At 65.0% G+C, this 26454-nt stretch carries 26 protein-coding genes and 1 pseudogene; 12 read left to right on the top strand and 15 right to left on the bottom strand.

Annotated features, from left to right (window positions below; all coding sequences use genetic code 11):
* Positions 1-180 precede the first annotated feature (180 nt).
* From AC1DKQ_RS09120 to AC1DKQ_RS09140, 5 genes are all read left to right on the top strand, one after another.
* On the top strand, positions 181-2931 hold the full coding sequence (locus AC1DKQ_RS09120) for an MGH1-like glycoside hydrolase domain-containing protein (protein ID WP_476918784.1): 2751 nt from the start codon (positions 181-183) through the stop codon (positions 2929-2931).
* A gap of 4 nt (positions 2932-2935) precedes the next feature.
* Positions 2936-4528, top strand: coding sequence for a hypothetical protein (locus AC1DKQ_RS09125; protein ID WP_476918785.1), 1593 nt, complete (start codon positions 2936-2938; stop codon positions 4526-4528).
* Positions 4529-4650: 122 nt separating this feature from the next.
* Entirely contained in the window at positions 4651-4851 is a 201-nt protein-coding gene (locus AC1DKQ_RS09130; RefSeq protein ID WP_476918786.1) for a hypothetical protein, read from the top strand.
* Positions 4852-5458: 607 nt separating this feature from the next.
* Entirely contained in the window at positions 5459-7129 is a 1671-nt protein-coding gene (locus tag AC1DKQ_RS09135) for an FAD-dependent oxidoreductase (protein ID WP_476883479.1), read from the top strand.
* Positions 7130-7344: 215 nt separating this feature from the next.
* Positions 7345-7692 (top strand): UBP-type zinc finger domain-containing protein, encoded by a 348-nt coding sequence (locus AC1DKQ_RS09140; protein WP_476918787.1) that lies wholly within the window; start codon positions 7345-7347, stop codon positions 7690-7692.
* Positions 7693-7695: 3 nt separating this feature from the next.
* On the opposite strand, the gene AC1DKQ_RS09145 is transcribed toward AC1DKQ_RS09140, so the two are convergent.
* Both AC1DKQ_RS09145 and AC1DKQ_RS09150 read right to left on the bottom strand, forming a co-directional pair.
* Complete coding sequence (locus AC1DKQ_RS09145; protein ID WP_476918788.1) at positions 7696-8244, bottom strand: putative immunity protein; 549 nt, start codon at positions 8242-8244, stop codon at positions 7696-7698.
* Between the two features lie 190 nt (positions 8245-8434).
* Entirely contained in the window at positions 8435-8875 is a 441-nt protein-coding gene (locus tag AC1DKQ_RS09150; protein ID WP_476918789.1) for a VOC family protein, read from the bottom strand.
* Positions 8876-9337: 462 nt separating this feature from the next.
* On the opposite strand from AC1DKQ_RS09150, the gene AC1DKQ_RS09155 reads away from it, so the two are divergent.
* Positions 9338-9943 carry a dihydrofolate reductase family protein gene (locus tag AC1DKQ_RS09155; RefSeq protein WP_476918790.1) on the top strand — a complete coding sequence of 202 codons (606 nt, stop codon included), beginning with the start codon at positions 9338-9340 and terminating at the stop codon, positions 9941-9943.
* Positions 9944-10008: 65 nt separating this feature from the next.
* Here AC1DKQ_RS09155 and AC1DKQ_RS09160 read toward each other — a convergent pair whose 3' ends face one another.
* From AC1DKQ_RS09160 to AC1DKQ_RS09175, 4 genes are all read right to left on the bottom strand, one after another.
* Positions 10009-10395: a VOC family protein gene (locus AC1DKQ_RS09160; RefSeq protein ID WP_476918791.1), complete on the bottom strand. Its 387-nt coding sequence runs from the start codon at positions 10393-10395 to the stop codon at positions 10009-10011.
* A 101-nt stretch (positions 10396-10496) separates the two neighbouring features.
* Positions 10497-11309 carry an MBL fold metallo-hydrolase gene (locus tag AC1DKQ_RS09165; protein ID WP_476918792.1) on the bottom strand — a complete coding sequence of 271 codons (813 nt, stop codon included), beginning with the start codon at positions 11307-11309 and terminating at the stop codon, positions 10497-10499.
* Positions 11310-11840: 531 nt separating this feature from the next.
* The gene (locus tag AC1DKQ_RS09170; RefSeq protein ID WP_476883484.1) at positions 11841-11993 is read right to left on the bottom strand and encodes a hypothetical protein; all 153 of its coding nucleotides are present in this window, start codon (positions 11991-11993) and stop codon (positions 11841-11843) included.
* A 780-nt stretch (positions 11994-12773) separates the two neighbouring features.
* Positions 12774-13130 carry a VOC family protein gene (locus tag AC1DKQ_RS09175; RefSeq protein WP_476918793.1) on the bottom strand — a complete coding sequence of 119 codons (357 nt, stop codon included), beginning with the start codon at positions 13128-13130 and terminating at the stop codon, positions 12774-12776.
* 106 nt (positions 13131-13236) lie between these two features.
* On the opposite strand from AC1DKQ_RS09175, the gene AC1DKQ_RS09180 reads away from it, so the two are divergent.
* The 3 genes and pseudogenes from AC1DKQ_RS09180 to AC1DKQ_RS09190 all read left to right on the top strand — a co-directional run.
* Complete coding sequence (locus AC1DKQ_RS09180) at positions 13237-13848, top strand: hypothetical protein (protein WP_476918794.1); 612 nt, start codon at positions 13237-13239, stop codon at positions 13846-13848.
* Positions 13849-14034: 186 nt separating this feature from the next.
* Positions 14035-14466 carry a hypothetical protein gene (locus AC1DKQ_RS09185; protein WP_476918795.1) on the top strand — a complete coding sequence of 144 codons (432 nt, stop codon included), beginning with the start codon at positions 14035-14037 and terminating at the stop codon, positions 14464-14466.
* 82 nt (positions 14467-14548) lie between these two features.
* Positions 14549-14674 (top strand): annotated as a pseudogene (locus tag AC1DKQ_RS09190) (fumarylacetoacetate hydrolase family protein); the annotation flags it as partial.
* A gap of 24 nt (positions 14675-14698) precedes the next feature.
* Here AC1DKQ_RS09190 and AC1DKQ_RS09195 read toward each other — a convergent pair.
* The 5 genes from AC1DKQ_RS09195 to AC1DKQ_RS09215 form a co-directional block, all read right to left on the bottom strand.
* Positions 14699-16585 (bottom strand): bifunctional copper resistance protein CopD/cytochrome c oxidase assembly protein, encoded by a 1887-nt coding sequence (locus AC1DKQ_RS09195; protein ID WP_476918796.1) that lies wholly within the window; start codon positions 16583-16585, stop codon positions 14699-14701.
* A 198-nt stretch (positions 16586-16783) separates the two neighbouring features.
* Positions 16784-17509 (bottom strand): YcnI family copper-binding membrane protein, encoded by a 726-nt coding sequence (locus tag AC1DKQ_RS09200; RefSeq protein WP_476918797.1) that lies wholly within the window; start codon positions 17507-17509, stop codon positions 16784-16786.
* Between the two features lie 106 nt (positions 17510-17615).
* The gene (locus AC1DKQ_RS09205) at positions 17616-18245 is read right to left on the bottom strand and encodes a hypothetical protein (protein WP_476918798.1); all 630 of its coding nucleotides are present in this window, start codon (positions 18243-18245) and stop codon (positions 17616-17618) included.
* Between the two features lie 291 nt (positions 18246-18536).
* Positions 18537-19346, bottom strand: a complete 810-nt coding sequence (locus tag AC1DKQ_RS09210; protein ID WP_476918799.1) for a class I SAM-dependent methyltransferase — start codon at positions 19344-19346, stop codon at positions 18537-18539.
* Positions 19343-20407, bottom strand: a complete 1065-nt coding sequence (locus AC1DKQ_RS09215) for an NAD(P)/FAD-dependent oxidoreductase (RefSeq protein ID WP_476918800.1) — start codon at positions 20405-20407, stop codon at positions 19343-19345. Before AC1DKQ_RS09215 ends, AC1DKQ_RS09210 begins: the two co-directional genes overlap by 4 nt.
* A gap of 121 nt (positions 20408-20528) precedes the next feature.
* On the opposite strand from AC1DKQ_RS09215, the gene AC1DKQ_RS09220 reads away from it, so the two are divergent.
* Both AC1DKQ_RS09220 and AC1DKQ_RS09225 read left to right on the top strand, forming a co-directional pair.
* A complete protein-coding gene (locus tag AC1DKQ_RS09220) occupies positions 20529-21113 on the top strand; it encodes a helix-turn-helix domain-containing protein (RefSeq protein ID WP_476918801.1) in 585 nt (194 codons plus the stop codon).
* 236 nt (positions 21114-21349) lie between these two features.
* Complete coding sequence (locus AC1DKQ_RS09225; RefSeq protein WP_476918802.1) at positions 21350-22381, top strand: NADPH:quinone reductase; 1032 nt, start codon at positions 21350-21352, stop codon at positions 22379-22381.
* A gap of 90 nt (positions 22382-22471) precedes the next feature.
* Here the strand turns inward: AC1DKQ_RS09225 and AC1DKQ_RS09230 are convergent, their stop codons facing one another.
* A complete protein-coding gene (locus AC1DKQ_RS09230; RefSeq protein WP_476918803.1) occupies positions 22472-23020 on the bottom strand; it encodes a TOPRIM nucleotidyl transferase/hydrolase domain-containing protein in 549 nt (182 codons plus the stop codon).
* A 123-nt stretch (positions 23021-23143) separates the two neighbouring features.
* On the opposite strand from AC1DKQ_RS09230, the gene AC1DKQ_RS09235 reads away from it, so the two are divergent.
* Positions 23144-23455 (top strand): MmcQ/YjbR family DNA-binding protein, encoded by a 312-nt coding sequence (locus AC1DKQ_RS09235; RefSeq protein WP_476883496.1) that lies wholly within the window; start codon positions 23144-23146, stop codon positions 23453-23455.
* Positions 23456-23530: 75 nt separating this feature from the next.
* On the opposite strand, the gene AC1DKQ_RS09240 is transcribed toward AC1DKQ_RS09235, so the two are convergent.
* The 3 genes from AC1DKQ_RS09240 to fmdA form a co-directional block, all read right to left on the bottom strand.
* Positions 23531-24115: an HhH-GPD-type base excision DNA repair protein gene (locus tag AC1DKQ_RS09240; RefSeq protein WP_476918804.1), complete on the bottom strand. Its 585-nt coding sequence runs from the start codon at positions 24113-24115 to the stop codon at positions 23531-23533.
* Between the two features lie 71 nt (positions 24116-24186).
* Positions 24187-25044, bottom strand: a complete 858-nt coding sequence (locus AC1DKQ_RS09245) for a prephenate dehydratase (protein WP_476918805.1) — start codon at positions 25042-25044, stop codon at positions 24187-24189.
* A 147-nt stretch (positions 25045-25191) separates the two neighbouring features.
* Positions 25192-26448: a formamidase gene (gene fmdA / locus AC1DKQ_RS09250; protein ID WP_476918806.1), complete on the bottom strand. Its 1257-nt coding sequence runs from the start codon at positions 26446-26448 to the stop codon at positions 25192-25194.
* Between the last annotated feature and the right edge of the window lie 6 nt (positions 26449-26454).

The following is a 26454-nucleotide window of genomic DNA, read 5'->3' on the forward strand; positions in this document are numbered from 1 at the left end:
CGGCAGGTGAATTGTTGCTCCGGGGGCGACCGAGGCGATGCGCCGCTTGATAATATCGGGCTAATTGGGCATACTTGGCGCGGTGCATGGCGTCGTTGAAGTTCGACGACGACCAAGGTAGTGGTTACGAATCGGGCTTGTCTGAGAGTTTCGGCTGTCAGCGCTTCGTAGGAGGACGTCATGACCGAGGACACGGTTCCGCCCGCGGCGCCTCGGGGTGTGACCACTGAACATGCCCGGCTGGCCGAGGCCACGGGAGCGGCGGAGGATGTCCTGTTCGAGGCGAATCCCTGGTACGAGTGGGGGCCGTACCTGTCGGAGCGGGCCTGGGGCACCGTGCGGGAGGACTACAGCGACAATGGCGACGCGTGGGATTATTTTCCGCATGATCACGCCCGGTCCCGTGCGTTCCGGTGGAACGAGGACGGCATGGCGGGGCTGTCCGATATTCACCACGACCTGTGCCTGGGGTTGGCGCTGTGGAACGGGGCCGATCCGATCCTGAAGGAGCGGATGTTTGGGCTGACTGGTCCGCAGGGCAACCACGGGGAGGACGTCAAGGAATACTGGTGGTACCTGGACGCGCTGCCCAGCCATGCATGGCTGCGGTGGCGGTATCACTACCCGCAGGCCACGTTTCCCTATCAGCAGCTGATCGATGAGAACGCCCGTCGTTCACGGGACGAACCAGAGTTCGAGTTGATGGATACCGGTGTCTTCGACGGCGGCCGATACTGGTCAGTGGATGTCGCGTACGCTAAGGCCTCACCGACCGAGGTGCTTGCCCGGATCACCATCCAGAACCATGCGCCCGGAGAAGCAGTGCTTTCGGTGTTGCCTACCCTTTGGTTCCGCAACACGTGGCGGGTCAAGGGCAGGGAGGCGCCGTCGTCGTTGTTCCTGGACGGGGACGGTGTCGGGGTCGAACACCCACGACTGTCCGGTTACCGGCTCGATGCCGCTCCCACCAAGGAGGGAGTGCGGCCGCGGGCGTTGTTCTGCGACAACGAGACGAACACGGCCAGACTGTTCGGTGCGGCTCCGGTCACTGCCTATCCCAAGGACGGCATCAACGACCACGTGGTCTCCGGTGCGGACACGGTGAATCCGCAACATCAGGGGACCAAGGCAGCCTGGTGGTATCAGCTGGCCGTGCCGGGCGGGGGCCGGGTCGAGCTGCGGCTGCGGTTGCACCGGCCCGTCCCGGACCAAGCCGAAGCCCCGGACCGCTGGTTCGACTCTTATTTCGATGACGTCATGACAGACCGTGAGCGGGAAGCGGACGAGTTCTATGCGGCGATTGCCCCCGCTGAAATCGGTGCCGAGCCGATGCGGGTGATGCGCCAGTCCTGCGCGGGGCTGATCTGGAGCAAGCAAATGTACCCGTACCGGGTCAGCCGGTGGTTGGATGGCGACTCCGGGGAACCGGCGCCGCCGCCCGGGCACCGCAACGGCCGGAACACAGGCTGGCGGCACCTGGACTCGTTCGACGTCCTTGCCATGCCCGACCCGTGGGAGTATCCATGGTTCGCGGCTTGGGACCTGGCCTTTCACGCCATCACCTGGGCGCACCTGGATCCAGCCTTCGCCAAATACCAGCTGTTGGTGCTCCTTCGGGAGTGGTTCCAGCATCCGAACGGAGCGATCCCGGCTTATGAGTGGAGCTTCGACGACGTCAATCCGCCGGTGCATGCGCTGGCCGCCATCAGAGTATTCGTCATCGACGGCGGCACCGACCTGGAGTTCCTGGAACGGGTGTTCCACAAGCTGCTGCTGAATTTCACCTGGTGGCTGAACCGGCAGGACCCCGACGGGAACAACCTGTTCGGTGGTGGCTTTTTGGGTTTGGACAACATCAGCCCCGTCGACCGCTCGCACCTCCCGCCCGGTTTCAGGCTGGACCAGGCCGACGGCACCGCGTGGATGGCGTACTACTCCGTGGCCATGCTTACGCTGGCCACCAAACTCGCCGAACACGACGACGCCTATGAGGACATGGTCGTGAAATTCCTGGAACAGACCGTGCTGATCATGGACGCGCTGGAGGATTCAGGCTGCTATGACACCGAGGACGGTTTTTTCTACGACCGGCTCACTGACCCCTCCGGGACCGGCGTCCCGATCAAGGTGCAGACCCTCGTCGGGCTGATTCCGGCGCTGCCCGCGGTCGCGGTCCCCACCCAGAACACAGAGCGGATCAGCCGGTTGCGGAAGCGGTTCGCCCGCCGGTTGGAACGGACCGATCGGCACGAGATCCTCGATTGGCGGGTCCGTGGCACCGGGGACTCCCGGCGGACGTTGCTGTCGGTCGTCACGACGGACAAACTCGCCCGGCTGTTCGGCACCCTGTTCGACGAGGAGGCGTTCTTGTCTCCCTACGGGCTGCGATCGATCTCCAAGCGGCACAACACCCCCTACACGGTTCCGGGGCTGCCCACCGCCGCGATCCAGTACGAACCGGCCGAATCGCGGACCGCGATGTACGGCGGCAATTCCAACTGGCGGGGGCCGGTGTGGTTGCCGGTCAACTACCTCATCATCCGGGCCCTGCTGCAGTACGACCAGTTCTTCGGCCCCGACTTCACCGTCGAATACCCCACCCGGTCTGGTCACCACCTGACCCTGCGGGAGATTGCCGGCGACCTCGCCGATCGGCTGGTGGGCATTTGGCTCCCCGGACCGGACGGACGCAGAGCGGTCTATGGGGGCGTCGACCTGCTCCAGAATGATCCCGCGTGGAAGGACAACCTGCTGTTCTTCGAGTACTTCCACGGCGACAACGGGGCCGGACTCGGCGCCATGCACCAGACCGGATGGACCGCCTTGGTCGCGGACCTCCTCCTCGACCCACCCCGCCAGAGCCATCGGTTGGTGTTCGAGGAGAATCCGGAGGCGACCACCACCACAGGACCGCCGGAAACGGAGCCGTGAACCAATGTCAGACAACACCGAGGGCCAAGGCCGTTTCCGGAGAGCCATGGGGGGCGACGGCGCCGTGACGGACGAGTTGGTGGCGGCGACCCGAGCACCCGGCCTGTCGCCGCCGGTGGCTCACCCTTATATCTACGAGATCAACACCTGGGCATGGCTTGAATCAATCAGCACCGAGGAAGGCCGGCGAATCGAGTTGGGCTCCGTCCCGGGACGACACTGGGACGAGATCGCCGGTCTGGGTTTCAATTCGGTCTGGTTGATGGGGGTCTGGCGGCGCAGCCCCGCCGGCATCGGAATCGCATTGGCAAATCCCGCCTTGCGGGCTGATTTCCAGGCCGCTCTTCCCGATTGGCGTGCCGAGGATGTTGTCGGGTCGCCGTACTGCGTCAGGGACTATGTGGTCGATGACCGCCTGGGTGGCACTGCCGGGCTTGCCGCCGCCCGGGAAGCGCTGGCAGTGCGAGGTCTCCGGTTGATCCTGGATTTCATTCCCAACCATGTCGCGCCGGATCATCCGTGGACCACGGGGGATCCCGAGCTGTTCGTACAGGGGACCGCCGCGGACCGGGACCTGGATCCGGCGTCCTTCGTCGAGGTCGGCGGCCGGGTGCTCGCCAACGGAAGGGACCCCTACTTCCCGGCGTGGCCCGACGTCGTTCAGCTCAACGCGTTCGACCCGGCCTTGCGATCGGCGGCGGTGGATACGGTGAGGTCGATCGCCGATCAGTGCGACGGGGCGCGGTGCGATATGGCGATGTTGGTCATGAACGACGTTTTCGCCCGCACCTGGGGTTCCCGGGTCGGTCCTGCACCGAGCACGGAGTACTGGCCGACTGTGATCACCGCCGTTCGTGAAACCCACCCCGGTTTCGTATTCATCGCCGAAGCCTATTGGGATCTTGAGTGGTCCCTCATGCAGCAGGGCTTCGACTACTGCTACGACAAACGTCTGTATGACCGCCTTCTCGGCGGTAGTGCCGACGAGGTGCGGCTACACCTGATGGCAGAGCCAGAGTATCAGAACGCCCTTGTTCGGTTCGTGGAGAATCACGACGAGCCTCGGGCCGCGACGGCGTTCACCGCCGGCCGTCGAGAGGCGGCGGCGGTGACGGCACTGACCCAGACCGGTGCCCGGCTCATTCACCACGGCCAGTTGCAGGGGTGGCGGGTACGCCTTCCGGTGTTCCTCGGTCGTTTCCCCGCCGAGGCGATCGATGACCAGTTGGCGGCCTTTTACCGCCGGCTCTTGGCGGCTGTCGCCGAGCCGACCTTTCGGGACGGGCACTGGCAATTGTGTGAACGGTCGGGGTGGCCGGGGGACAACAGCTTCGAACATCTCGTCGCCTGGAGCTGGGACGGTGCCACTCGGTGGCTGATCGTCGTGAATCTGAGCGATGCACCGGCAAAAGGTCATGTGAGAGCGCCGTGGCCGGACCTGCGCGGCCACCGGTGGCAGCTTACCGACCCGACCCGGGATATGAGTTTCGACCGTGCGGGTGACGATCTGGTCGAGGGGCTGTTCGTCGGACTGGACGCATGGCAATGGCATTTGCTCCGCCTCGACCGGTCCCCGGAATGCCCTGACCACGCCTGACGGTGCCCCGGGGCGACCGCCGTCGTGCCGTCCAGTGAGAGTCGACGATCGCCAGCCTCGCACTCCAGCGCTCCGACTGCCCGCTGTCGGAGGCATCGCGGAGACCAGGAAAGGATCTCGGAATGGCCGGAAACGTCGTCACAGCCCGGACGAAGCGGGAGCTGCGCAGGGTGCTGGTGCCGCTCGCACTGGCGCAGTTCATCTGCAGCTTCGCGGGTTCGAACATGAACGTGATGATCAACGACATGAGCGAGGATCTGAACACCTCCGTCAGGGGAATCCAAACAGCCATCACGATTTCTTGCTGGTCATGGCGGCGCTGATGATTCCGGGCGGCAAACTGACCGGCATCTGGGGCCGCAAAAGACTCTGCATCGTAGGACTCTCGCTGTACGGGGTCGGGGCGGTGACGAGTGCGGTGGCGCCGAACCTGTTCGTGCTGATCCTCGGCAGCTCGATTCTGGAACCGGAATGGTTGCCGCAAGAAAAAATCCGGCCTGATCCGCAATGGGTTACTCAGGGGAGTAGGGGAGTTGAGCCAGCCTGGGGCGCGGTGCTGGGGCTGTATTCCATCTGCGCCCGCCGTGGGCTAGGGGTGCCAGGTGAAGCCGCTGTCCGACACACAGCTAGGCACGCGGGAGACTGAGGCTGGCCTCGGGCGTGCACGCACGTTCAATAGGACTTTCGGCCCTGAATGTCTGCGAGCTCGAGGTTGAGTGTAGAAGGGACGGTGGGATCACCTCGTCCGAATGGGCGACGCCGGTTCGGAGATAGCGATCTCCGGTCACGTCACAACAAAGTCAATGTGAGGGGACGGCGGTTAGGCCCGGTGTGCGGACCGGGGACCCTGCCCTCGGAACCCCACAATTTGTCCCGCTCCAGGACGAAGGTCAAGGACAAAAAGTCCCGGCCGGTGAGAATGGTTTTCCGATGCCCAAAGAAACCCCGGTCGACGCGACCGCAGGGGTCGCCTTCCCGGTCCTTTCAGCCGAGCAGATCAGACGCCTCCGGAGTTACGCCGTCGTGCAGGACGTTGCCGTCGGCGACACCGTGTTCCGGGCAGGCGACGAGACCTACGATCTCATCGTCATTGAACGGGGAGCGGTGGATCTGGTCCGTGCCGCCACCCACGATGCACCGGAGGAGGTTGTGGTCAGCCATGGGCCGGGCCGTTTCATCGGTGAGTTGAGCTTGCTCACCGGTCAGGCCGTGTACCTGACTGGGCTGGTGGTGCAAGCGGGCCGAATTCATAGGATTCCACCGGCCCAGTTTCGTCGGCTGATGGCTGAGGACGCCGAGCTTTCCGATATCCTGTTGCGCGCTTTTCTCGCTCGGAGAGAACTCCTTCGGAGTAACTCAGCTGCCCGAGTCGTCGAGATAGTGGGGAGCCGTCTGTCCGCAGCTTCACTGGAACTCCGGACATTCGCGTCGCGGTTACGGCTTGCCCATCTCTATTTTGAGGCCGATTCCATTGCCGGGCAGGCGCTGATGCGGGCCGTGCAGGTCGAGACCGGAGACCTCCCGGTCGTCATCACGCCCGACAAGGTGATGCGCCGCGCGACCGCAGAGATCATGGCCCGCGAACTCGGCCTCTCATACCGTCGAACCGCCAACCAAAAGGTGGATCTGGCGGTGATTGGCGCAGGCCCGGCGGGACTTGCCGCTGCTGTCTACGGCGCATCTGAGGGCCTAGTAACTGTCTTGTTCGACATGGTCGGTCCTGGCGGACAAGCTGCGGCAAGTTCACGAATCGAGAACTATCTCGGTTTCCCCACCGGCATAAGCGGGACGGACCTGACCGGGAGGGCGATCGTGCAGGCGCTGAAGTTCGGCGCTCAGCTCTCGGCGCCGTGCGGGGTCACAGCCCTCGACGTTGACACCGGGGTCATCCGTCTCGCGCTGACTGACGGCACCAGCCTCGAAAGTCGCGCGGTGATCATCTGCACGGGTGCCCGGTACAGGTCTCTTCCCCTGGCTCACTGGGAGAAGTTCCAAGGCGCCGGAATCTACTACGCTGCAACTGAACTCGAAGCCAAGTGGTGTGCCGGTAAGCCGGTCACAGTTGTCGGCGGCGCGAATTCGGCCGGTCAGGCTTCGCTGTATCTCGCGTCGCGCGGAAGCGCCGTCCATCTCGTGGTCCGCGGTGCAGATCTCGCGGCTGACATGTCCCGCTATCTCGTAGACCGGCTGGCCGCAGAACCGCTGGTCTCTATCCACACCGCGACTGAGGTGTCGGCCCTCCGGGGCCAGACCCATCTCGCTGCTGTTGAGATTACGGAACGGGAATCGGGGATCCGCACGCTTATCGAATGCGCAGGCCTCTTCTGCTTCATCGGCGCAGTTCCCGCGACGACCTGGCTGAATGGAGTCGCGCTCGACGACGAAGGTTTTATCCTTACCGACTCGAACCTGGTTCCGTCCGAACTCGGTGGAAGCTGGTCGTCTCTCGGGCGGCGGCCGCTGCCTCTCGAAACCAGCATCCCTGGGGTGTTCGCGGCGGGCGACGTCCGCCGGGGCTCAATGAAGCGCGTCGCCGCGGCAGTCGGAGAGGGAGCGAGCGCCGTCCAATCAGTCCATGCCTCAATAGGATTCCACGTTTAGCCATGAACCAAATCGAGAATCGGTAGAAGGACCCGTGGTACGTCAATCCCACCAGACTTCCGATGTCGCGAGCGACCGCTGGACCGCGCTGCGCGCGAGACGAATCCCGACAGGTTGCGGCTTATGCCCGGCCTGTCATCCAAGGATTTACCTCTCCCGTGGGCGTGCCGTCCGGCGTAAAGTTGATCCACGCATACCCGGATGAGGAGGCGGCCATGGGCGATGCCCCCGGCATCGATGTTTCGGTCCCGCCCAGCGGGACGGGCTGCGTTGAATGCGAAGCCGGCGGCGGCTGGTGGCTGCACCTGCGGCGGTGTGCTCAGTGCGGCCACATCGGCTGCTGCGATAATTCGCCGGCCCAACACGCCACCGCCCACGCCCGCTCAACGCAGCACCCGATCATCCGCAGCTTCGAACCGGGCGAGGACTGGTTCTGGGACTACCGCAGCTCAACCTATTTCGTCGGTCCGGAACTGGCGCCACCGGTACAACATCCGGCGGACCAGACAGTCCCTGGACCGGCCTCGCGGGTGCCCAGCGACTGGGAGAACCAGTTGCATTGACACCTAGGCAGGCTGGTCGGGGCGAGCCAAGTCGGCCTGGATCGCGCGGATGACTGAGGCGAGGATTCCGGACGCGAGCAGCCCTGGCCCCAGCGGACCGGCGGAATTCTCCCCCAGCGGTGGCAAGCGCCGGAGCGTGGACCGGGTTTCTGCGGTCATGTGCTCGAGTTGCCAGCGGACCTCGTCGTCGACCGTCTGAGGCCCATCGGGCGCCGCCAGTCCGGCCGCCTTCGCTGCATATGCGGCTGCGCCCAAGGCGTGCGCTCCCATGTGGGCGACGGCTGCGGCTTGAGTGGCAGACCGGGCGGCAGCCACCGCAGCGGGGCCATTTACCTCGCGCGCGGCCAGGCCAGCAACAAACCGCCGGCGAATCTCTTCCGCGGCACTGAGCTCACCGCGAGCGAAGGCCCGGGCCCGGGCGATGGCGTCGCGGGGGCGACCGTCTGCCGGCGCCTCTGCCTCAAATAAGGCCACGACTCGCTCAGCGCAGTCTGCGGCCCAAACCGCGAGGAGGCGGCGCTCGGTCTCGCTTAGCGTCTGCGGAGAAGCCATATCAATACCGTACACAGGGCTCGCGGACCGGTCTCGCACGCGACGCCAGGTGTGACACGCAGCGCCGGGGAACGCCGCCATGGAGCGATGAGCTGGCCCTTGCCTGGAAGACCGTCCATGGCTGAGTCGAAAAGTAGTGGCCTTAGGGCCTGAGGCCTAGCACCACAGGCTAATTGGGCCGATCCGGCCGTCAGTTCTTCGTCTTCAGTTCTTCGGCGAGCATCACGATGATGCCGCTGGGACCGCGGAGGTACGTGAGTTTGTAGACGTCCTCGTAGGTCGCCACGCCGCGTAGCGGCCGGCAGCCGTGCCTCGCGGCGATCTCAAGGGCTTCGTCAATGTCGTCGACTGAGAAGGCGACGCGGTGCATGCCAATCTCGTTGGGACGAGTGGGGCTCGTCTCGATTGCTTCGGGGTGGATGTACTCGAAGAGCTCGAGGCGTCCGTGACCGTCTGGTGTCTGGAGCATCGCAATTTTGGCATGGTTGCCATCAAGGCCCACGGCAGTGTCGGTCCACTCACCACTGACCGTGTCTCGGCCGACGACAGTGAGACCGAGGTCGGTGAAAAAGGCGATCGTTGCTTCGAGGTCGCGAACGGCGATGCCGACGTTCTCAAGTTTAGTGGCCATGCTTTGCACGCTACCGAGTCGGGCCGATTAGCTCCAGTGGTGAGCCGGGTCGAAACGTAGCTTGGTCCACGATGACCCGCAGGGTTACGCCGTGATGACCAGGGACCTTCCCGGGGGTGATTCTGAGGCAGTCGCCGGGCTCGGCCGGCTATGTCACAAATCGCCCACCACTCGCCCCGGCCGAATCGGCTTCGGCATAGGGTCGCCGTGGCCCCCGGTGTGCGGAGTCCGGGCAGTGATTCGTCGCAATTCTGCGTGCAGCCCGCGGAGTCCGCCCAGGCGCTGACCGATGGCCAGGGTAGCGATGCACTCTTTCGAATGACCTCTGAGGTCGCGTCCGCCCTGTCCACCATGCTTGCTCGAGGCGTGGTCATTCCCCTGTGGGGGTCGGCCATCACGTGCTACGACCCCCAGAATCCCCACACGACCGCATGCAAGTCGCAATCACTAAGGAGGTTCGCCGTGTCGGACACCACGTGCCACATGTCGATCTCGCTGGACGGTTTCGTCGCCGGGCCGGACCAGAGCCGTGAGAACCCCCTAGGTAAACGGGGGCGGGAGCTGCACGGCTGGCACATCGGCGACCCGCGAGCCAACGATGCCGACAAGGTCGCGAACGAGTGGCTCATGCGCCCGCGGGGCGCGTACGTGATGGGTCGGAACATGTTCGGCCCGATCCGCGGGGACTGGGATGAGGAATGGACAGGGTGGTGGGGAGCCGAACCGCCGTACCACGCGCCGGTGTTCGTACTGACCCATCACGCACATGACCCGATCCAGATGGACGGCGGGACGACCTTCCACTTCGTCACCGAGGGCTTCGACGCGGCGTACTCCGCAGCTTGCCAAGCGGCCGGAGACAAAGGCGTGGACATCGCCGGTGGGGCCTCGACCGTCCGACAGGCACTGATCGCCGGCGTGATCGACGAACTCACCCTCGACATCTCTCCGGTCCTGCTCGGTTCGGGCCAGCGCATCTTCGACGGGGTTGAATCCTTCGGCTTCGAACCCGCCGAGGTGCTTCACTCACCGCTGGCCACTCACATCCGCTATCGCCGCGTGAGCTAACTCCGCAGGTCACAGAAGTTAGGGCGAGCTGCCAAAGGCGGTCGTCGGCGTCGTCCCCTAGGACTTCACGCAGCGCCCGATCCGTACGGACGCGTGATCGCCTCGAGGAAATGCCCGTCAGGATCCGCGAAGTAGACGCCACGTCCGCCGTCGTTGTGGTTGATCTGCTGCGGGCGGGACCGTCCGGGGTCCGCCCAGTAGGGGATGCCCAGGGCCTGGATCCTTGCGAAGATTCCGTCGAAGTCCTCTTCGCTGACCAGGAAGGCGTAGTGCTGCGGGGAGATGGGCCGGTCCGTCGTGGCGAAATCGAGGGCCACCCCGTGGTCGAGGGGCACGGTCATGAAAGACCACATTGCTTGGGGTTGTGGCAGTCCGAGCACGTTGGCCAGGAACTCCGCCGAACGGCGCTTGTCCGTTGCGTAGACGATGGTGTGGTTGAAAGTGATCGTCATGGTGACCTCCTCGGGTGTTTGTCTGCGACCCACTACGTCCAGCGCCCTTCAGGTTGAACCTCTGTTCGATTCCAAACTGACGCTAAAGGGGCATGGACGGTTCAGGTCATATGGTCGAAGTCTCCGCGTGCCCAACCAGCGTGCCGTTGGGCGGAATCGTGGAGGATGGCCTGGGCTCCGGACGCGATGACGTTGTTGAAGTTGCCGTAGATCCGGTCGAATGTGAGCTCTCCCAGCTGGGCGGCGATTCGTAGCGCCACCGTGCCGGATAGCGGCAAATGATTCGGGTAGCTGCGCATGAACGAGATGGAGCCGCGGTCTGGATTCGGATACACGCTGTCACCGGTAAGGAGTACTCCTTTGCCGTCCGCTCCTGCAGCCCAGTGCACCACGGCGCTTCCCGGGAAGTGCCCCCCGGTCTGGTGGAGTGTCAACCCTTCGGCGATCGTTCGACGGCGGGACCAGTATTCGATGACAGTATCGTTGCGCCCCGGCCATGCCCGGTCTGCGTCCGCCACAAGTACAGGGACACCACCGAGCTGATGCGACCATTCGACCTGCACACCAAACATGTGTGGATGGCTAGCGGCGATCGCGAGGACCGGCCCCCGCTCAAGCACTGCCTGCACAGCGCTGTCATCGACATATCCGACCGGATCCCACAGTAGCGAACCCTCGGGTGTCACCACGAGCTGAGCGGTCTGGCCGATCCCGACCGTTGGTGCTGTCTGGAGCCCGAAAAGGCCCGGCTCGTTCTCCTTCGACACTATCTGCTGGCCCTCCTGCGCCAGCCCGTCCAGAGAGAGCCACTTTTGTCCGTCCCCGGGCACATACTGCCGCTCGTCGGCGCAGATCGGACAGACCTCCGGGGTAGGTTCGTCGCGTTCGACGGCGCAAGTCGCGCAGATCAGCATGGTCTGACCCTTCCAAGCGTCATGTGCCCTGCTTTCCGCCTTCTTCACCCTCGGCCGCAGGCTGACGTGCCCAGACTATGGCACGCGAAAGTCTCCTAGGAAGAGAGATCCTTGCGGTGTCTATTCGTTTGGCGGGCCGGGTTCTCGTTGGCCGGGCGACGGGCGTGAAGCCGGCGCCCCGGGTTTCGGCATATCGGTGAGGTCGGCCGTTGGGATTCGTGCAAACCAGAGGCAGGTGCATTGTGTGGCATGCATGCATCAAACGCGTGCCCGGATTCATGACTTTGCCTTGTGGAAGAGAAGACAGGGCCTCATTCCGTCTCATCCAGGTTGTGGGAAGGGAGGTGTTTACAACGTGAACACCTTGGCCTCGGATTGGGCCGTTTGTGGGTCGGATCGGGCCGGGCTCCGCATGTTTCCGCGCGCGTCCCGTGTTTGCGGGGACCGAATGCAGTTGAGTCCCACCTCGGGGCACATTTCTTCCCTGTTCAGGGTCCTCGCTGGATGTTTAATCCAACGAGGACCCGGTCCCTAGGTTCCCGTGAGGCGAGAGATGACCGGGGCGGCATAGACAACCCAAACGACCATCCCAGCGGCGATCAGTACCAGGAGAATGCCGATGCCCAAGAGCATCAAGGGAACATTTTGACGGTTCCAGACGGGCCGTTCGCGTTTTGTTGACATCGTTGGCACCTCACTGCTCGGGGATACTTGGCTGGCGTTTCATCCCTGAATGACACCCTTGGTACCGGCGCCATTCCTCTTGCGTCGAGAGGTCATACCGCCCGCCACCGACGCTCCAATATGTCGCACCGGCCGTCGAGTCCGGGAACACCCGGGTTTGAATAACATTGGGCTCGACGACTGTGTTCACTAGTACGGATCGTCTGTGAGACTGCTGTGAAAGAGGTTGCTGAGTATGCCAAGTTGATTCAGGACCGGAGTGAGGCCCCATCCAATACCACCTGCTCCGTTGCGGGAGCCCTGACCGGAAGTGATGCTGGCCGTCTGGTCAACGCGACGCAAACGAGGTCTCCGAACCGGTTCACAGTGATTGCGTCCCTATCGGGCTGATTCTGGCAGCCGGCAATCGGCCACGTCACTGCTGCCATAATCGAGCGGAACATCTGCCGGGCAGTTGGCCGGCACCAGCTTCACAGCCTGGGAGTCCGCCGTGAAGTCAACGCGAGAGCGGGCTGAGTACCTGCCGGCGCCCTCCGCCTCCATCTTTTGAACGTTGGTGCTGAAGGACACGAGAACGTGAAGGACCACGCCGTCCCAATGGAACTTCCGGAAGCCGCGCCGCGTCGTTTCGGGCAAAGATTGCCGGGAAACCTGGAAGGCGGCCTGGTCCCGCAGGCCGGTCCGGTGTGCGAGGTCCGCGGCGGCAACTGCCAGCGCTTCGGCGTCGTTCCTGATCTGGCTATGTACCCGGGACTCCGGACTGCGACAGCCGAGGCGTGGTCATTCCCCTGTGGCTGAACGGACAACACACCATTCGTTACCTTCCGGATCCTGGAGCACTTGGAAGGTGCCCAGCGTACTTGTCTGGATCGTGCCGATCCTGACTGCTCCGAGGACTTCGGCTGCGGCAGCCGCTCCCGGCAGATCGTCCACGTGCACGTCAATATGAAGACGGTTCTTCCCATGTTTGGTCTCGGGGACTCGTTGGAAGGCAAGGCGTGTCCAACCCGGCGGATCGATGAAGGACCAGGCATCGTTTCGATGGACTGGTTCGCCACCGAGGACCGCGGCCCAGAACTCCGCGAGCGCGGCCGGGTTTTGGCAATCCACGACGATCTCATCAACACGTCCGATCATTTCCTGAGCCTACCGCCGGCATGTGGGCTGAGTGCGGCACTAATCTTGGCTAACTCTTGGATTTCTCCCGCACCTATCCTTTCCAACGGATTCCTACCGTTGAACCATGAAAACAAAAGCAGCCCTCGCGCTCTCCCTCACCGGCATCCTCCTCACCGGATCCGCCGCTCTCGCCGCCAACACCCAGACCCTCAGCAGCTCCACTGCGGGTACCAGCGACGACGCCAGGAACGTTCTCGTCACGGACGATTCGGCCACCAGAACCGCCGCCCCTGCACCAGCCAGAGCCGTCCCTACGGCGGCACCGAAGGCGGCAACCAAGACCAGCGACAATGTGAAGGCCGACGACAAGAAAGCATCAGTAGCCAAGAAGGCCTTCCCGGCCGAACCAGGCGACGATAACGGCGGGGCCCGAACCACGCCCGAACCTGGCGCTGGCCACAGTCGGCTGGTGACGGCTAAAACGTTCGCCGGCAACGGCGGCACCGTCGCATCAGAACCGGGCGATGACAAAGGCGGGCTGCGGACAACGCCCGAACCAGGTGACGACAACGGCGGCCTCCGTAAGGCAAAGGCGCCCCGGGCGGATCAGACAGGCGATGACAAGGGCGGGCTGCGCACGACGCCCGAACCAGGCGATGACAAGGGCGGACTCCGGAAGGCGCCGGAACCGGGAGATGACAGCGGTGGCCATGGTGGCCGCGGCAGCGACGACTGAACCCTGACCCGGCTGACCGTCCGGCAATCCTGCAACCCCAAGACGGTCCTCCTGTACCTGACGTACAGAAGGACCGTCTTTTGGTGCCGGCCCTCTGCGCGGACACCAAGAGGCGGGCACCAGTCTTGGACAAACCTTGGATCTCCCGCGCTTCATTCTTTTCTATGGCCGTCCTACAGTTGAGCCATGAAAAGCAGGGCAGCCCTCGCACTTTCAATAACCGGGATCCTCGTCATCGGCTCCGCCGCCCTCGCGGTGAATACCTACACCCTCAACGGCTCACAGACCTCAACCCTCGGCAACGCCGGCAATGTCCTGCTGCCGGACCCTTCGGTCTCAACAACCCGCGCCCCAGCCCACGTCCCGACCAACCCCGTGGCCAGCCCCAAAGCAGCACCAAAGGCGCCGAGCGAAGCGGGCACCGGCAAAAACGGGGTCAACGGGAAAGCTGCACCGTCCAAGAAGCCTTCCCCCGCTCCGGCGCCGACCAGCATCCGGGCGGCCCCCGTCACGGTCCAGCCGGATCCCGGCAGAGGCGCAACCATCGCTACCCAGCCCGGTGATGACAAGGGAGGTCTCCGCGGGGGAGGCGGCGGTGGTCACGGCAGTGACGACTGAACTAGCGTGGATCACTGCTTGAGTACGCCGCGACCCAAGATTGTTGTCCCGTCCCAGGGGCCGGGCTTCGCGGCAGACGCATGACCCCGGAAAACTGCGGATCCGCACCTGGGAAAACGGCGAGATGGTCCAGGACGACACCACCGGGGACCTCCTGTTCCCGTTCGCCCGGCTCGTGGCCGATCTGTTCCAGCTGCTCACCATCCAACGGTGCTTCGCTCCAGCCCAACATTTAGGCTTTCTTGATGGCGGTCGTTTCTTTACTCCCGGGCGGCAGTGTCTTGGCGGTGTGGGAATCAGCGGTGGCGTCCCGGCGGGTGAGCACGATGGCGGCAATCACTGCCAGACCCAAGGCGCCTATGGACCACATGATGGTTCCCCCCGGTCCGGTGGCGGAACCTGCCACCGCGACTGCTGAAGGGCTGGGCGCACTGTTCCACGGTGGCTCGCTGGTGAATCGCTGGACCGATAGCCACCACCCGTTCATCTCATACAGTGCGGCGGCGGCTGCCAAGAGGGCCAGTCGCCCCAGCGGGCGGCTGCCCAGTAGGCCCGGCCCGATCATTGCATGGGTGAAAAGGCAGCCGGCCACCAGGGCAAGCAGGGTCGTGCTGCTGTAGCCGAGCTGGGTGAGGGCGGACCATTCCAACAGGGGGCTGTAGTAGATGACGAGGACGGCCCCGCCGAGGACGAGAACTGCCAGGTAAGGGTCTCTGCCGAGAGGGGTCAGCAGGTGCCGCCGGGTACCGGCCACGAACTCCCGGGCCCCGATGCTGCTGTCCGCCCGGGGAAGTATGGCCAGTTCGGCCAGTGTCAGTGGCGCTGCCGGGACGAGCAGCAGGGGGACGACGGCGGTGAGTATCATCTGCGTCAGGACATGGGCTTCGAACAGAAGGCCCTGGTAGACGTGGAGACCGCCGTTGGTGACGGTGAACAGGACCACGACGCCGGCCAGCCACAGGACCGTTCGGTGTGGGGGCCATAACTGCCCGGCGGCGCGGAGCCTGCGGACGCCGGCGAGGTAGAGGAAGACGGCGAACCCGCAGACCAGGGACCACAGAGGGTCGGGCACCCATTGGGAGATATATGCCCAAACTCCGGGTTCGGGCAGCAGCACGGCATCCGGGGGTGGGGCTCCGGCCGTGGCAGGCGGTGCCGTACGGGCAAGGGCGGCCGCCATCCCGGAGGCAGCGCCCATGACGGCCAGTTCGGCTAGTGCCAGCCGAAGGAAGGGCCTTGCGGCCCGGTGAGGGTCCCGGTCGAGGCGTTTCAGAGTCCACCCCCGGTGGAGCGCCCCGAACACGCCTAGGCCAATCAGGGTCACAGCCTTGGCCAGGATGATCACTCCGTAGGGGCTGAGCAGGTCGTCGATCGAGCGGATGCGTGCGACGGCGGCAAGGACCCCGGAAACTGTCAGTGCGATGTAGCAAATCAGGGCCAGAGTGGAGTATCGCTGCACGGTCGGACCCAGGCGGCGGGCCGGCAGCGACGTTCGGAGCATCATCAGCGCCAGCAGGCCGCCGACCCAGACGGCCGCGGTGCCCGTGTGCAGGATGAGTGCAGTGGTGGTGTCCGCGTGGCCGGCTCCGCCGGTCGCGTGGGATCTCAGCACTAGGGGCACCAGACCGGCGAACGCCGGCAATGCCACCATGGCCGCCACGTGCGGACCCTCCAGGCAGAAGCAGGCCAGCGCGACAGTGGCTGCCATCACCGCGGTGAGAGTCCCGGCCCGCCCGGCTTCGACGTCGGTAAGAAACGCCACGAACTCCGGGCCGAAGCCGGCGGAAAGCGGCCTGTTGGCGATTAACAGGAAGCTGGCACCTGTGTATATGGCGGCAGCGGCGGCCCAGACAACGGCGGACCAGCCGGCAATGCGGACCGCTGCCGCCTGCACGGGAGCGTTGGGCGGCAGTGCGAAGACGGCGAGCACCAGTGTCCCGATGGTGCAGGCGCAGGCGAGGTTGAACACCAACTTCCCCAGCGGCAACCCCCACGTGACGGCCGGGCCGGTGCGGTCAAGAAGGCCCGGATCGGCGCTCCCTCCATAGCCGTAGGCCCATGCCAGCGCCAGTACACCGGTTGCCAGGAGCGCCACCGCACCCCCGATCTTCGCCATCATTGACATCGCATACTCGTTCCAGTCCGCACCAGGGCGAACGCTTCGGCAGCGGGCACCGCACCTAATGGCGCGGCGCTGCGTGTACCTCTGAGGGACCCTCCTTGGAGAACCGTGGAGGGCATGGTGCCCGCAGCCGGTGGAATGCCTTGCACATCCCACCGGTTGGCCTGGCCGCGGTGGGACCAGGGTTGCCCCGGGTCAGTTCTTACGCGGGGTGCGCGTCCGCACCAGGGCCGTGCCCCCGGCCGCCAGGCCGAGTGCTCCAGCGGCGAGTCCGAGGATGCCGACGGTATTGTCGGGCGCGGGCGAGAGCGGCGTGGTAGAGGATGCGGCAGTGGTGTCGCCTACGAGCGCCGCCTTCGCGTTCGCGTCGGCCGCTGCGGTGGTGACGAAGGAAGGAACCGGGTGCTCGGGCTCGGCCTGGCCCTGGGTTGATGCCTCGTTCCAGTTCACGACCGTTCCGTCGGAGTAGGTCTGCGCCGCCGGCAGCGACACGGTCGTGTCCGCGGCCGGGAGCCGGCCGACGGAGATCGAAAAAGTCTGGTACTCGTGCCGGCCGATCTGGTGGGCGGCGTCCGCTGTCCACGTGACCGAGGCCGCTGCCTTGGTGATGGTCGCCCCCTCCACGGTGACCGGGGCGGGGAGTTTGGCTTCGGTTATTTCGGCCGTCCAGCCGTCCATGGGCTTGACCGAGACCGAAGTGAACGGGGTTCCGGTGGGCAGGGTGACGGTCAGCTTGGTGGTTTTGGTCGTTTCGGATTCGTTGGGGACCTTGAAGGTCAGCTGGGAGTAGCCGCCGGCGGTTGTAGAAGCCGGGTCCACGCGGACGTGGGCGGATGCGGCACCGACGCCCAGTGCCATGAAGCCGGCTGCGGTGGCGAATACGGCGACGGTTTTCAGGGCGCGAGGAGTTGAAATGTTCATGACGCAAGCCTTTCTGGGGTGCTGCCGCATTCACACGGCGGACAGCGCGGTGATGGGTGGAACGTAATGTGCGTCCCGAGCACCCAACCGCAGACCGGGCAGGCAGTCAGGGCATGGCGCACGGGGAAGACGCGGCGGGCGGCGCCCGCAGGCTGTCAGCGCGCAGGTTCCGCCGGGGCACGGGAACGGCGACCGGGCCCGTGGCGACGGGCCGTTGGCGGACGGGAATGAATCCTGTGGGCCCGGGCAGCTGCACGAGCGGGCGGAGCCATGCCACGAGTTGCCACAGGGCCACTTCGCCCTTGCGCAGCAGCCACGCCGTGGAGACTAAAGCGAGGACATGGCCGGCCAGCATAACCGGTGAATCGGCACCGCTGGCATGCACGGTCATGGACGGCGGCACGGCAGCGGAGCACTCCGGGCCCATGATCCGGCCGTCGTGATGCGACATCCGGTTAGTCAGTGATGGGAGGCAAAGGGCCCGTGATAACAGGGACGTGAATGCTTCGTGCAGCGTCAACTGGCCGGATCCCAGCATGCCCACCAGGGTCAAGAATGACAACTGCCGGCGCGCCAGCCAGGTGACTGGTGCCAGCATAAGGCCAGCCAGGGCGGCCATGAGGGCCGGTTCGGGAAGCGTGCCGCCTCCGAGCACATGCCCGGCGGCAGCCAAGGACATCGTCGTGCCCGTGATCAGGACCGCCCGGAACAGCGGCAGATTTTCGCGAAGATCCAATTGTGCCTCCTCCCGTAGGGCGCGGACCGGTGTAACAACTCCGACGCTAAGCCGGTCAGCGTGGGAAATCCTTGGACCGCAATAGCCATTCGTCCCAAAGGCCGCCCCGGACTCGTCGCTCGCCTTGACGTTCGCGCACTACGCCGGGTTCACGGCCAAGACAAGCCGCAAAATACGACGCCCGGATGATCGTTGCGGGGAGCCAACATGGCCGGACACGTTGCCCATGAATCCCGCCGCCTTTCTTCCCTGGATCGAGGGGTTTCAGGCGGTACCGGGGGACGCGCTGGCTCAGGGCTGCTCCTGGGTCTGGTCGGGGGTGGCCACCCAGACGGTTCGGGTGGCGCGGGGTTCAAGCTGAACGTCGTCGGGGAACCGCTCCAGCAGATCTTCGACGGAGTGGCGGTCGTCCGCGGTCAGGGCTGCCAGGTGTGAGAAGCGCGCGAACCACTGTTTGGCGTACTCCCGTGCGGCCGGGGTCACGGGTGCAATGGCGGTCACTTCGGACTGGGTGACGCTGAACCCGGCCGCCTCGATGACCGGCGCCCAGTTCGGGTGTTGGTTCCACCCGTCGGCCGCCGCGGCGGCGTGGCAGCGCTGCTCCAAAAGCGCTTCGCGAGGGTGGCTTAGGAAGCGGGGCAGAGCGGCGAGCTCGACGACGACCAGGACCCCACCGGGCGACAGTACCCGGCGGACTCCCGAGAGGAGCTGGGTGGGGTGGGTGACGTGGTGGAGTGAGGACGATGCCCATACGAGGTCGACCAGGACTGCATCCGCCGTCATGGAGGCGCCGGAAGGCGTAGGGAGGCCGTCGTCGAGGTCCGCCTCGATCACGGCGAAGCCCTGCTCGCGAAGCAGCTCCAGCATCTGCGGGTCGTTGTCGACGCACGTCACCGTGGCGGCGGGGTACCGCTCGCGCAGCAGCCGGCTACCTGCGCCGGTGCCGGCGCCGAGGTCAACGACGCTGCGCGCAGTTGGCACCCCGGTCAAGCCCAGGACGGCTGCGAGGTGGTCACCGAACACTTCGGCGTCGAGGTCCAGGATGCGATGCTGATCCTGACTGCCAAGTCGCTGCTGGTGCTGGTGGTCTATGCTCATCATCCTTCTACTGTGGCCGCAGGGCCCGTGTTGGCGGCTTTCTGCCCGACTTCAAGGTCGTGGCGTCGGTGACCGATCACGATCTTAGAGACGGCTGCTTCGGAGGCGGCGGAGAAGGAGCCGAAGTGCCCCTCGACTGCCCATCGGGTTTCCTCTTCGATGAGGTCGGCGTTGATCCTTGCGCCGGACATGACACCCTCGGCCGCCGCGGTGATCATCTGAGCCATTAGGTTGGTGACATTGCCCGCCGCATACACACCGCGGACCGCCGTCGCACCACCCATATCCCCGGCCGGAATGAACCGTCCGGCCCCCGACGGGTGCACCTGGGAAATTAGCCCGAGTGATTCCAGCAGCGCGGATCTGGCCTCCATCCGTGCTCCGACTGCCAGGGCCTGCAGGTCGAACGAACGACCCTCGCGGAGCGTGAGCCCCGTGAGGACGCCGTCGACAGAGTCAACGGACGCCACGGCGCCATCAACCACCTTTACGGACCGGGCGGCGAGCTTGTCCCACTCCTCGTCAGTGGGTTGCACGGTGTCGTTGAGGAAGAGGGTGATATCCCGGGACCACTGCCTGAACAACAGTGCTTGATGGACGGACAGCGGGCCCGTGCCCAGCACTCCAATCCGTTGCCCGCGGATTTCCCAGCCATGGCAGTAGGGGCAATGCACAACGCCCTTTCCCCATTGCTCCCGCAGCCCGTCGATGGGAGGGAGTTCGTCCGTCAAGCCAGTGGTGACCAGGAGACGCCTGCCGGAGAACCGGCGGGCGTCTCCGAGGATCACCTCGAACCCGTCGGGGGTTCGCCGTGCCGAAACGGCTTCGCCGTCAATGACAGTGCCGCCGTAGGAGAGCACTTCACTGCGCCCGACAGACAGGAGTTCCCCGGGGTTCATACCGTCCCTGGAGAGATAACCGTGTACACCCGCCGCTGGTGCATTCCGGGGAGTTCCGGAATCGATGACCAGCACCGACCGCAGCGCCCGGCCCAGCGTCGTGGCCGCGCTGAGTCCTGCCGAGCCGCCGCCAACAATCACAACGTCGTACCGTGTGGTGTCCATACTGATTTGCCCTTCGATGCGTACTAAGAGTTCGCCGCCAGCGTCCGCGTGCGGTCACATCAGCTTGTATCGCATCGACGATATTTGACAAAAGAGTTTGCCGATATGGCAAAATTGGGGGATGGCAAATGACCTTGACAATGTACTCGGGGCAGTTGGCCCCCGGCTTCGCGCACTTCGTACTGAACGCAACTTCACACTCGGAGAGGTCTCTGCCGCTTCCGGGGTATCCGTAAGCACTCTGTCCCGCCTAGAAGCGGGCCAACGCAGGCCAAACCTCGAAATCCTGCTGCCCCTCGCGAGGTTGTACGGTGTTCCCCTCGATGATCTGGTCGGCGCCCCGCCCACCGGGGATCCGAGAATTCATCTGCGCCCCATCACCCATGGCGGCATGACGGCCGTTCCGCTCACGCGCCGCCCAGGCGGATTGCAGGCCTTCAAGATGGTGCTCGACGGCGAGACCCGCCGGGCCGAGCCCGACCCACGCGTCCATGAGGGCTACGAATGGCTTTACATCCTCAACGGACGATTGCGACTGGTGCTGGGCGAGAAGGACTTTGAACTCCGTCCTGGCGAAGCCGCGGAATTCGACACCCACACACCGCACTGGTTCGCCAGCGCTGACGGCAGAGACGTTGAGTTCATCAGTCTGTTTGGACAGCAGGGGGAACGGATGCACGTACGCGCACGGTCCAAGCCCGCATAGCCCAAGAGGTCCGATTGCGCACCCGCCGGGACTCCGGACTCTTAGCGCCGCTAACGGATCTTCTGCCCGCCGTGGCAGGGAGCGCCTGATGCTGTGGGTGACTCGATGTCCGGCCGGAAGGCTCCTGGCGCAGACTACAGGACAGCCGTACCCGGCTTGGGGAGTGGGGCCGCAATGCCTTGAACTTGCGAATTCCCGGCGGGAATTTTCGGTCCGGGCGGGCGTTAGGTTTGAGTATGAAAGCAATCGTGTACCGTGCCACCGGCGATCCGTCTGTTCTCGAGCTCGTCAACCGCGAGATTCGCGACCCGGGGCCCGGGGAGGTGCGCGTGCGGATCATGGTCTCGGCGGTGAACCCCACGGACTGGAAGTCGCGCCGCGGCGCGAAACCGGGGGAGCCGTTGCCCTTCGCGGAGGTCGTGCCAAACCAGGACGGCGCCGGTGTGGTGGACGCCGTCGGACCAGGCGTCGAGCATCTCCACGTCGGTGACAGGGTCTGGCTGGCCTTGGCCGCCTACCAGCGCGCCGACGGCGGGACAGCCCAGGAGTTCACCGTCCTACCGGCCGAGCGAGTCTTTCCGCTGCCGGAGGACGCCGGGTTCGACCTCGGCGCAAGCTTGGGCGTTCCCGCGATCACCGCCCACCGGGCCCTGACCATCGCCGAGGACGGCCCGCGCCGGCTGCACCCCGGAGCCTTGGACGGCAAAGTGGTTCTTGTCGCTGGAGGGGCCGGCGCCGTAGGCCATGCGGCGATCCAGCTCGCCAAGTGGGCCGGCGCCGTCGTGATCACCACCGTGAGCGGACCGGCGAAGGCTGCGCTGGTCACTGCCGCCGGCGCCGATCACGTTATCAATTACCGGGAAAGCCACGCGGCCGCGGAGATCCGTCGGATCGCTCCCGACGGCGTCGACCAGGTCGTGGAAGTGGCACCCGCGCAGAACGCGGAACTTGACCTGGCAGTGATCCGCAACCGCGGCTCCGTCGCCGTCTACGCCAACAACGGCGGCGACCAGATGAGCCTGGACGTTCGCAGGCATTTCAGCCTCAACGTCCGCTACCAGTTCGTGCTGCTCTACACCGTTGGCATGGCGGCGGTGCACGCCGCCGCCGAGGACATCAATGCGGCCATCGCCGACGGCGCCCTTCCGGTGGGAGAGGCCGCAGGCCTGCCGCTGCATCGCTTTGACCTGGCTGACACGGCTGCGGCCCACGCGGCGGTGGAAGAGGGCATCGTCGGCAAGGTGCTGATCGATGTGTCGGCGGGCTAGCCGATAAAGCTTCGGAGTGAGCGGGGGTCATCACGCGGCGCAGCCGCCGGACTGAGCGGGCCGGGTAGTCCGGACTGCGGACGCGTCAGATCACAGCGAAAATGATGCAACGAGGCAAGCGAGCGGCGGAGGCGCATGTCCGGCCGGCAACGCGTCGACCAGCAGCGGCGCGTATCGGGCCTTGTTGCCGCTGCGTCCGCCGAAGAACCGGCGCAACTGCGCCGTTATGGGCCGTTCTCGCAGTGAGGGCTGGCGTTGGAGGAGCCGGAATGAGGCCAGCTCGCCTTGATCCGCGATGACGCTGAGCACGGCATCGATCCCAAGGCAGCGGATGAGTTCGTCCTCGAGATCGGCGTGACAGACGTGGAACCCAAGCTCGGCCAGCGAACCGGTCCCGATGCCTGCCCGGCCGAGCGCGCGGGCGATGCCGCGAGATTCCCCGGCATCACACAGGCCGAACAACCGGTGGCCCGCGCCATTTGGGCCGTAGCGGTCGAGGAAGTGCACGATGCTGGTCGCGCCACCCATTGGCACCACCGACACCCTCAAGGCGCTCAGGTCATGGCCAAGGCGAAGGGCCAGCGTCTCGACCGCCAGCCGGTCACTCTCGCCCTCAACCAACACCGTCGTCGCCTGCATGGAACCAGTATGTCGGACGCCCAGCCGTGGCGGCCCCTCGACCTGCGCCGTTAGTACGTTTTCGACGTCGTCCGGGGGAGGACAAGCATTGCCGGGCCAGGGGCTCCGATGCAAGAGTGAACCATGGCCACAGAGGAAGATGTCCGGCAGATCTGCCGTGGCCTGCCGGGGGTTAGCGAGCGACCCAGTTGGGGCCAGCCGGCGTGGTTCGGGAAGACCCTGATGGCACGCATCTGGCAAGATGGCGTTCTCACCGTGAAAACCGAGGAACGGGAAGCACTCGCAGGCACCGCCCCTGGCACCTACTTCTGGACGCCCCACCACGAACGGTCCCCGAAACTGGTGCTTGTCACCTTGGACAGGATCGACGTCGAGGAACTGGACGAGCTGCTGCAGGAGTCCTATCGCTTGGCTGGCGGCGGAGCTGGCAGGTAAGCGCCGGGGCATTGCCCGGGTCCGCCTAACCGATCAGCGAACGTAGCGGAACGCTTTGGGTCTTGCCGTTTCTTGTCAGCGCTCGGATGCCTTCGCGGCTTTGATGGCGGCCTTGGCAGCCTGTTTATTGGCACGCACTTTTTTCAGCGACTCGGGGTCCACGATGTCGGCGACAGAAAGAAATGCGCTCTCCTCGCCATAGGAACCAGCAGCCTCACGCCAGCCGTGTGCCCGGAGACCGCACTGCTTGCCGAGTAGTGCGAGGAAGATCTTTGCCTTTTGCTCTCCGAAGCCCGGCAATTCCTTCAACCTGCGCAGCACTTCCTGGCCGTCAGGGTCGTCCTGGTTCCAGATGGCAGTTGCGTCCCCGTTCCAATCGCGCTGTACGGCCGCGGCGAGGTCTTGGACGCGGCCAGCCATGGAGCTGGGGAAGCGGTGGATGGACGGACGCTCCTTGAAGATCTCAACCAACCCTGCTGGGTCATATTCGGCGATTGCGGCAGGAGCCGTGGATCCGATCCGCGTCCTGATCTTTTCGGGTCCGGCAAACGCAGACTCCATGGTCACTTGCTGGTCAAGCAGCATGCCGACGAGGAGTGCGAACGCGTCGTTGCTGAGCAGTTGGTCGGCGGCGGGGTCGCCAGTGATGTGCAGTTCCATGCGCCCATCCTCCCACCTGCTCCGAGCCGCGTCATTGCCTGCCGACAGCGGGGCCTTGCCGTCCACTCCGGTCAGCCGCTGGCTGCCTGCCGGGTCCTGAACTCTGCGGCGGCATATACACCCAGGATCCGGACCTCGGCGGTGAAGAACTCCAGTTCCTCCAAGGCCAGCTGCAGGTATAGGTCCGCGGGGTGGCCCTCGACATCGGCCATAAACATGGTGGCAGCAAACTCGTTGCCCACCATGTAGCTCTCCAACCGGGTCATGTTCACGCCGTTGGTGGCAAAACCGCCAAGCGCTTTGTAGAGAGCGGAGGGGACGTTCCGGACGCGGAACACGAAACTGGTCACTGCCGGTCCGGGCAACTCATCCCGGGTCGGCAGTTCCGCTTCCCGCGCCAGGACGACAAAGCGGGTGGTGTTGGACGGATCGTCCTCGACCCGAGAGGCCAGCACTTCCAGGCCGTAGATCTGGGCCGCCAGCGGGGGAGCGAGGGAGAGTTTGGCGGGATCGTTCCACTCCCGCACTTCGCGGGCAGAACCCGCCGTGTCGCCGGCGATGACGGGGCGTAGCCTGGCTTCACGGATCAGGCGCCGGCACTGGCCCAGGGCGTGAATGTGGCTGTGGACCTCCGTGGCAGCCTCGATGGTGCTGCCGGGGATGCCAAGCAAGTCGAAGTGGATGGGCAGGAAGAACTCGCCGACGATCTGCAGACGGGACTCGGGGAGCAGGATATGGATATCCGCCACCCGGCCGGCAATCGAGTTCTCGATCGGAATCATGGCCAGATCGGCCCCGCCGCTGGACACCAATTCAAAGACGTCCTCGAAGCTGGCGCACGGGACGCTTTCCAGCTCGGGGAACATCTGCTTGCACGCGATATGGGAGTTGGCGCCGGGCTCACCTTGGTACGCAATCTTTTGGGTCACGATCCGTATGGTGTCACGTCCCACCCCCGCCCACCCAAACCGGGTCGCACCGAGGCCCACCGTGACTCTTCCTGCTTCAGCCTCAGCCCGTGGCGCGGTTGAGGACGCAACCTTACCGACCAAGGCCGCCACCGCCGTCGGCGGCTGCTATTTGTTGCTGGCCTTCGGCGCCCCGGTGCCTGGGTCGATTTTGTGGGGGCCGGCAGCTGAGGGACGTACGTCGAAGTCGAAGATGGCCGTCGGGATGTAGACCGTGGAACAGGAATTCGGGACGTCCACGACGCCGGAGAGGCGCCCTTCGATCGGTACGGCACCCAGGAGCAGGTATGCCTGCTCGCTGCTGTAACCGAATTTGGTCAGGTAGTCGATGGCGTGGAGGCAGGCCCGCTGATAGGAAAGGTGCGAGTCGAGGTAGCGTTGCTCGCCGTCCAGAGTCACCGAGGTGCCGGAGAACGCCAGCCATTGACTGAACTGCGGGTCGACGTTGCCGGGCATGAAGATGGCGTTTTCGCTCACTCCGTACGTCTCCATGCCGCCCTTGATGAGCTCCACCCTGAGGTCGATGAAGCCACCCATCTCAATGGCACCACAGAACGTGATCTCACCGTCGCCTTGCGAGAAGTGGAGATCGCCCATCGAGAGGTTGGCTCCGTCCACGAACACGGGGTAGAAAATACGGGTGCCCTTGGACATGTTCTTGATGTCCTGGTTCCCGCCGTTTTCCCGTGGCGGTGCGGTCCTGGCCGCTTCCGCGGCCACCCTGTCGAATTCCGACGGGGCCAGGTGCCCGAGAACAGCGTGCTCGGCCTCGGGCGGCAGCGCCAACGGAGGGACCCTGTTCGGATTCGTGGCGATCAGGTCGCCTTCGCGCTTGTTCCATTTCGCCAGCAGCTGGGCTGAGGGAGCCGTCCCCATCAAGCCGGGGTGGATCAGCCCGGTGAAGGAAACACCGGGCACGTGCCGGGATGTTGCGATTTGTCCTGTGAAGTCCCAGATGGCTTTGTATGCGTCGGGAAACTGCTCGGTGAGGAAGCCGCCGCCGTTGCTGGTGGCGAAGATGCCGGTGTAGCCCCAGCCCTGTCCGGCAAGTGGGCCTGAATCCTCCTGCGGGATGGGACCGACGTCCAGGATGTCGACCACCAGCAGGTCGCCGGGCTTGGCGCCCTCGACGGCGAAGGGACCGCTGAGTTTGTGGACGGTCAGTAGCGGGGCGTTGAGGATGTCGTCGGCGGAGTCGTTGTTGACGATCGCGCCGTCAAACCATTCCCGGCAGTCGACCCGGAAGGAATCCCCCGGCTTGACCGTCGCGACGGGTGGAATGTCGGGGTGCCATCGGTTGTGCCCGATCTTTTCCTGATCCTCGAACTTCTTGCTTGAGTCCAGGGAAAATATCCTTGCTGGCATTTCATC

The sequence above is a fragment of the Arthrobacter sp. 05L421 genome, from assembly GCF_056397785.1.

Excerpts from the sequence above, each read along its gene's own strand:
- AC1DKQ_RS09120 (WP_476918784.1), top strand. The coding sequence starts at position 181 with ATGACCGAGGACACGGTTCCGCCCGCGGCGCCTCGGGGTGTGACCACT.
- AC1DKQ_RS09125 (WP_476918785.1), top strand. The coding sequence starts at position 2,936 with ATGTCAGACAACACCGAGGGCCAAGGCCGTTTCCGGAGAGCCATGGGG.
- AC1DKQ_RS09130 (WP_476918786.1), top strand. The coding sequence starts at position 4,651 with ATGGCCGGAAACGTCGTCACAGCCCGGACGAAGCGGGAGCTGCGCAGG.
- AC1DKQ_RS09135 (WP_476883479.1), top strand. The coding sequence starts at position 5,459 with ATGCCCAAAGAAACCCCGGTCGACGCGACCGCAGGGGTCGCCTTCCCG.
- AC1DKQ_RS09140 (WP_476918787.1), top strand. The coding sequence starts at position 7,345 with ATGGGCGATGCCCCCGGCATCGATGTTTCGGTCCCGCCCAGCGGGACG.
- AC1DKQ_RS09145 (WP_476918788.1), bottom strand. The coding sequence starts at position 8,244 with ATGGCTTCTCCGCAGACGCTAAGCGAGACCGAGCGCCGCCTCCTCGCG.
- AC1DKQ_RS09150 (WP_476918789.1), bottom strand. The coding sequence starts at position 8,875 with ATGGCCACTAAACTTGAGAACGTCGGCATCGCCGTTCGCGACCTCGAA.
- AC1DKQ_RS09160 (WP_476918791.1), bottom strand. The coding sequence starts at position 10,395 with ATGACGATCACTTTCAACCACACCATCGTCTACGCAACGGACAAGCGC.
- AC1DKQ_RS09165 (WP_476918792.1), bottom strand. The coding sequence starts at position 11,309 with ATGCTGATCTGCGCGACTTGCGCCGTCGAACGCGACGAACCTACCCCG.
- AC1DKQ_RS09170 (WP_476883484.1), bottom strand. The coding sequence starts at position 11,993 with ATGTCAACAAAACGCGAACGGCCCGTCTGGAACCGTCAAAATGTTCCC.
- AC1DKQ_RS09175 (WP_476918793.1), bottom strand. The coding sequence starts at position 13,130 with ATGATCGGACGTGTTGATGAGATCGTCGTGGATTGCCAAAACCCGGCC.
- AC1DKQ_RS09180 (WP_476918794.1), top strand. The coding sequence starts at position 13,237 with ATGAAAACAAAAGCAGCCCTCGCGCTCTCCCTCACCGGCATCCTCCTC.
- AC1DKQ_RS09185 (WP_476918795.1), top strand. The coding sequence starts at position 14,035 with ATGAAAAGCAGGGCAGCCCTCGCACTTTCAATAACCGGGATCCTCGTC.
- AC1DKQ_RS09195 (WP_476918796.1), bottom strand. The coding sequence starts at position 16,585 with ATGATGGCGAAGATCGGGGGTGCGGTGGCGCTCCTGGCAACCGGTGTA.
- AC1DKQ_RS09200 (WP_476918797.1), bottom strand. The coding sequence starts at position 17,509 with ATGAACATTTCAACTCCTCGCGCCCTGAAAACCGTCGCCGTATTCGCC.
- AC1DKQ_RS09210 (WP_476918799.1), bottom strand. The coding sequence starts at position 19,346 with ATGATGAGCATAGACCACCAGCACCAGCAGCGACTTGGCAGTCAGGAT.
- AC1DKQ_RS09215 (WP_476918800.1), bottom strand. The coding sequence starts at position 20,407 with ATGGACACCACACGGTACGACGTTGTGATTGTTGGCGGCGGCTCGGCA.
- AC1DKQ_RS09220 (WP_476918801.1), top strand. The coding sequence starts at position 20,529 with ATGGCAAATGACCTTGACAATGTACTCGGGGCAGTTGGCCCCCGGCTT.
- AC1DKQ_RS09225 (WP_476918802.1), top strand. The coding sequence starts at position 21,350 with ATGAAAGCAATCGTGTACCGTGCCACCGGCGATCCGTCTGTTCTCGAG.
- AC1DKQ_RS09230 (WP_476918803.1), bottom strand. The coding sequence starts at position 23,020 with ATGCAGGCGACGACGGTGTTGGTTGAGGGCGAGAGTGACCGGCTGGCG.
- AC1DKQ_RS09235 (WP_476883496.1), top strand. The coding sequence starts at position 23,144 with ATGGCCACAGAGGAAGATGTCCGGCAGATCTGCCGTGGCCTGCCGGGG.
- AC1DKQ_RS09240 (WP_476918804.1), bottom strand. The coding sequence starts at position 24,115 with ATGGAACTGCACATCACTGGCGACCCCGCCGCCGACCAACTGCTCAGC.
- fmdA (WP_476918806.1), bottom strand. The coding sequence starts at position 26,448 with ATGCCAGCAAGGATATTTTCCCTGGACTCAAGCAAGAAGTTCGAGGAT.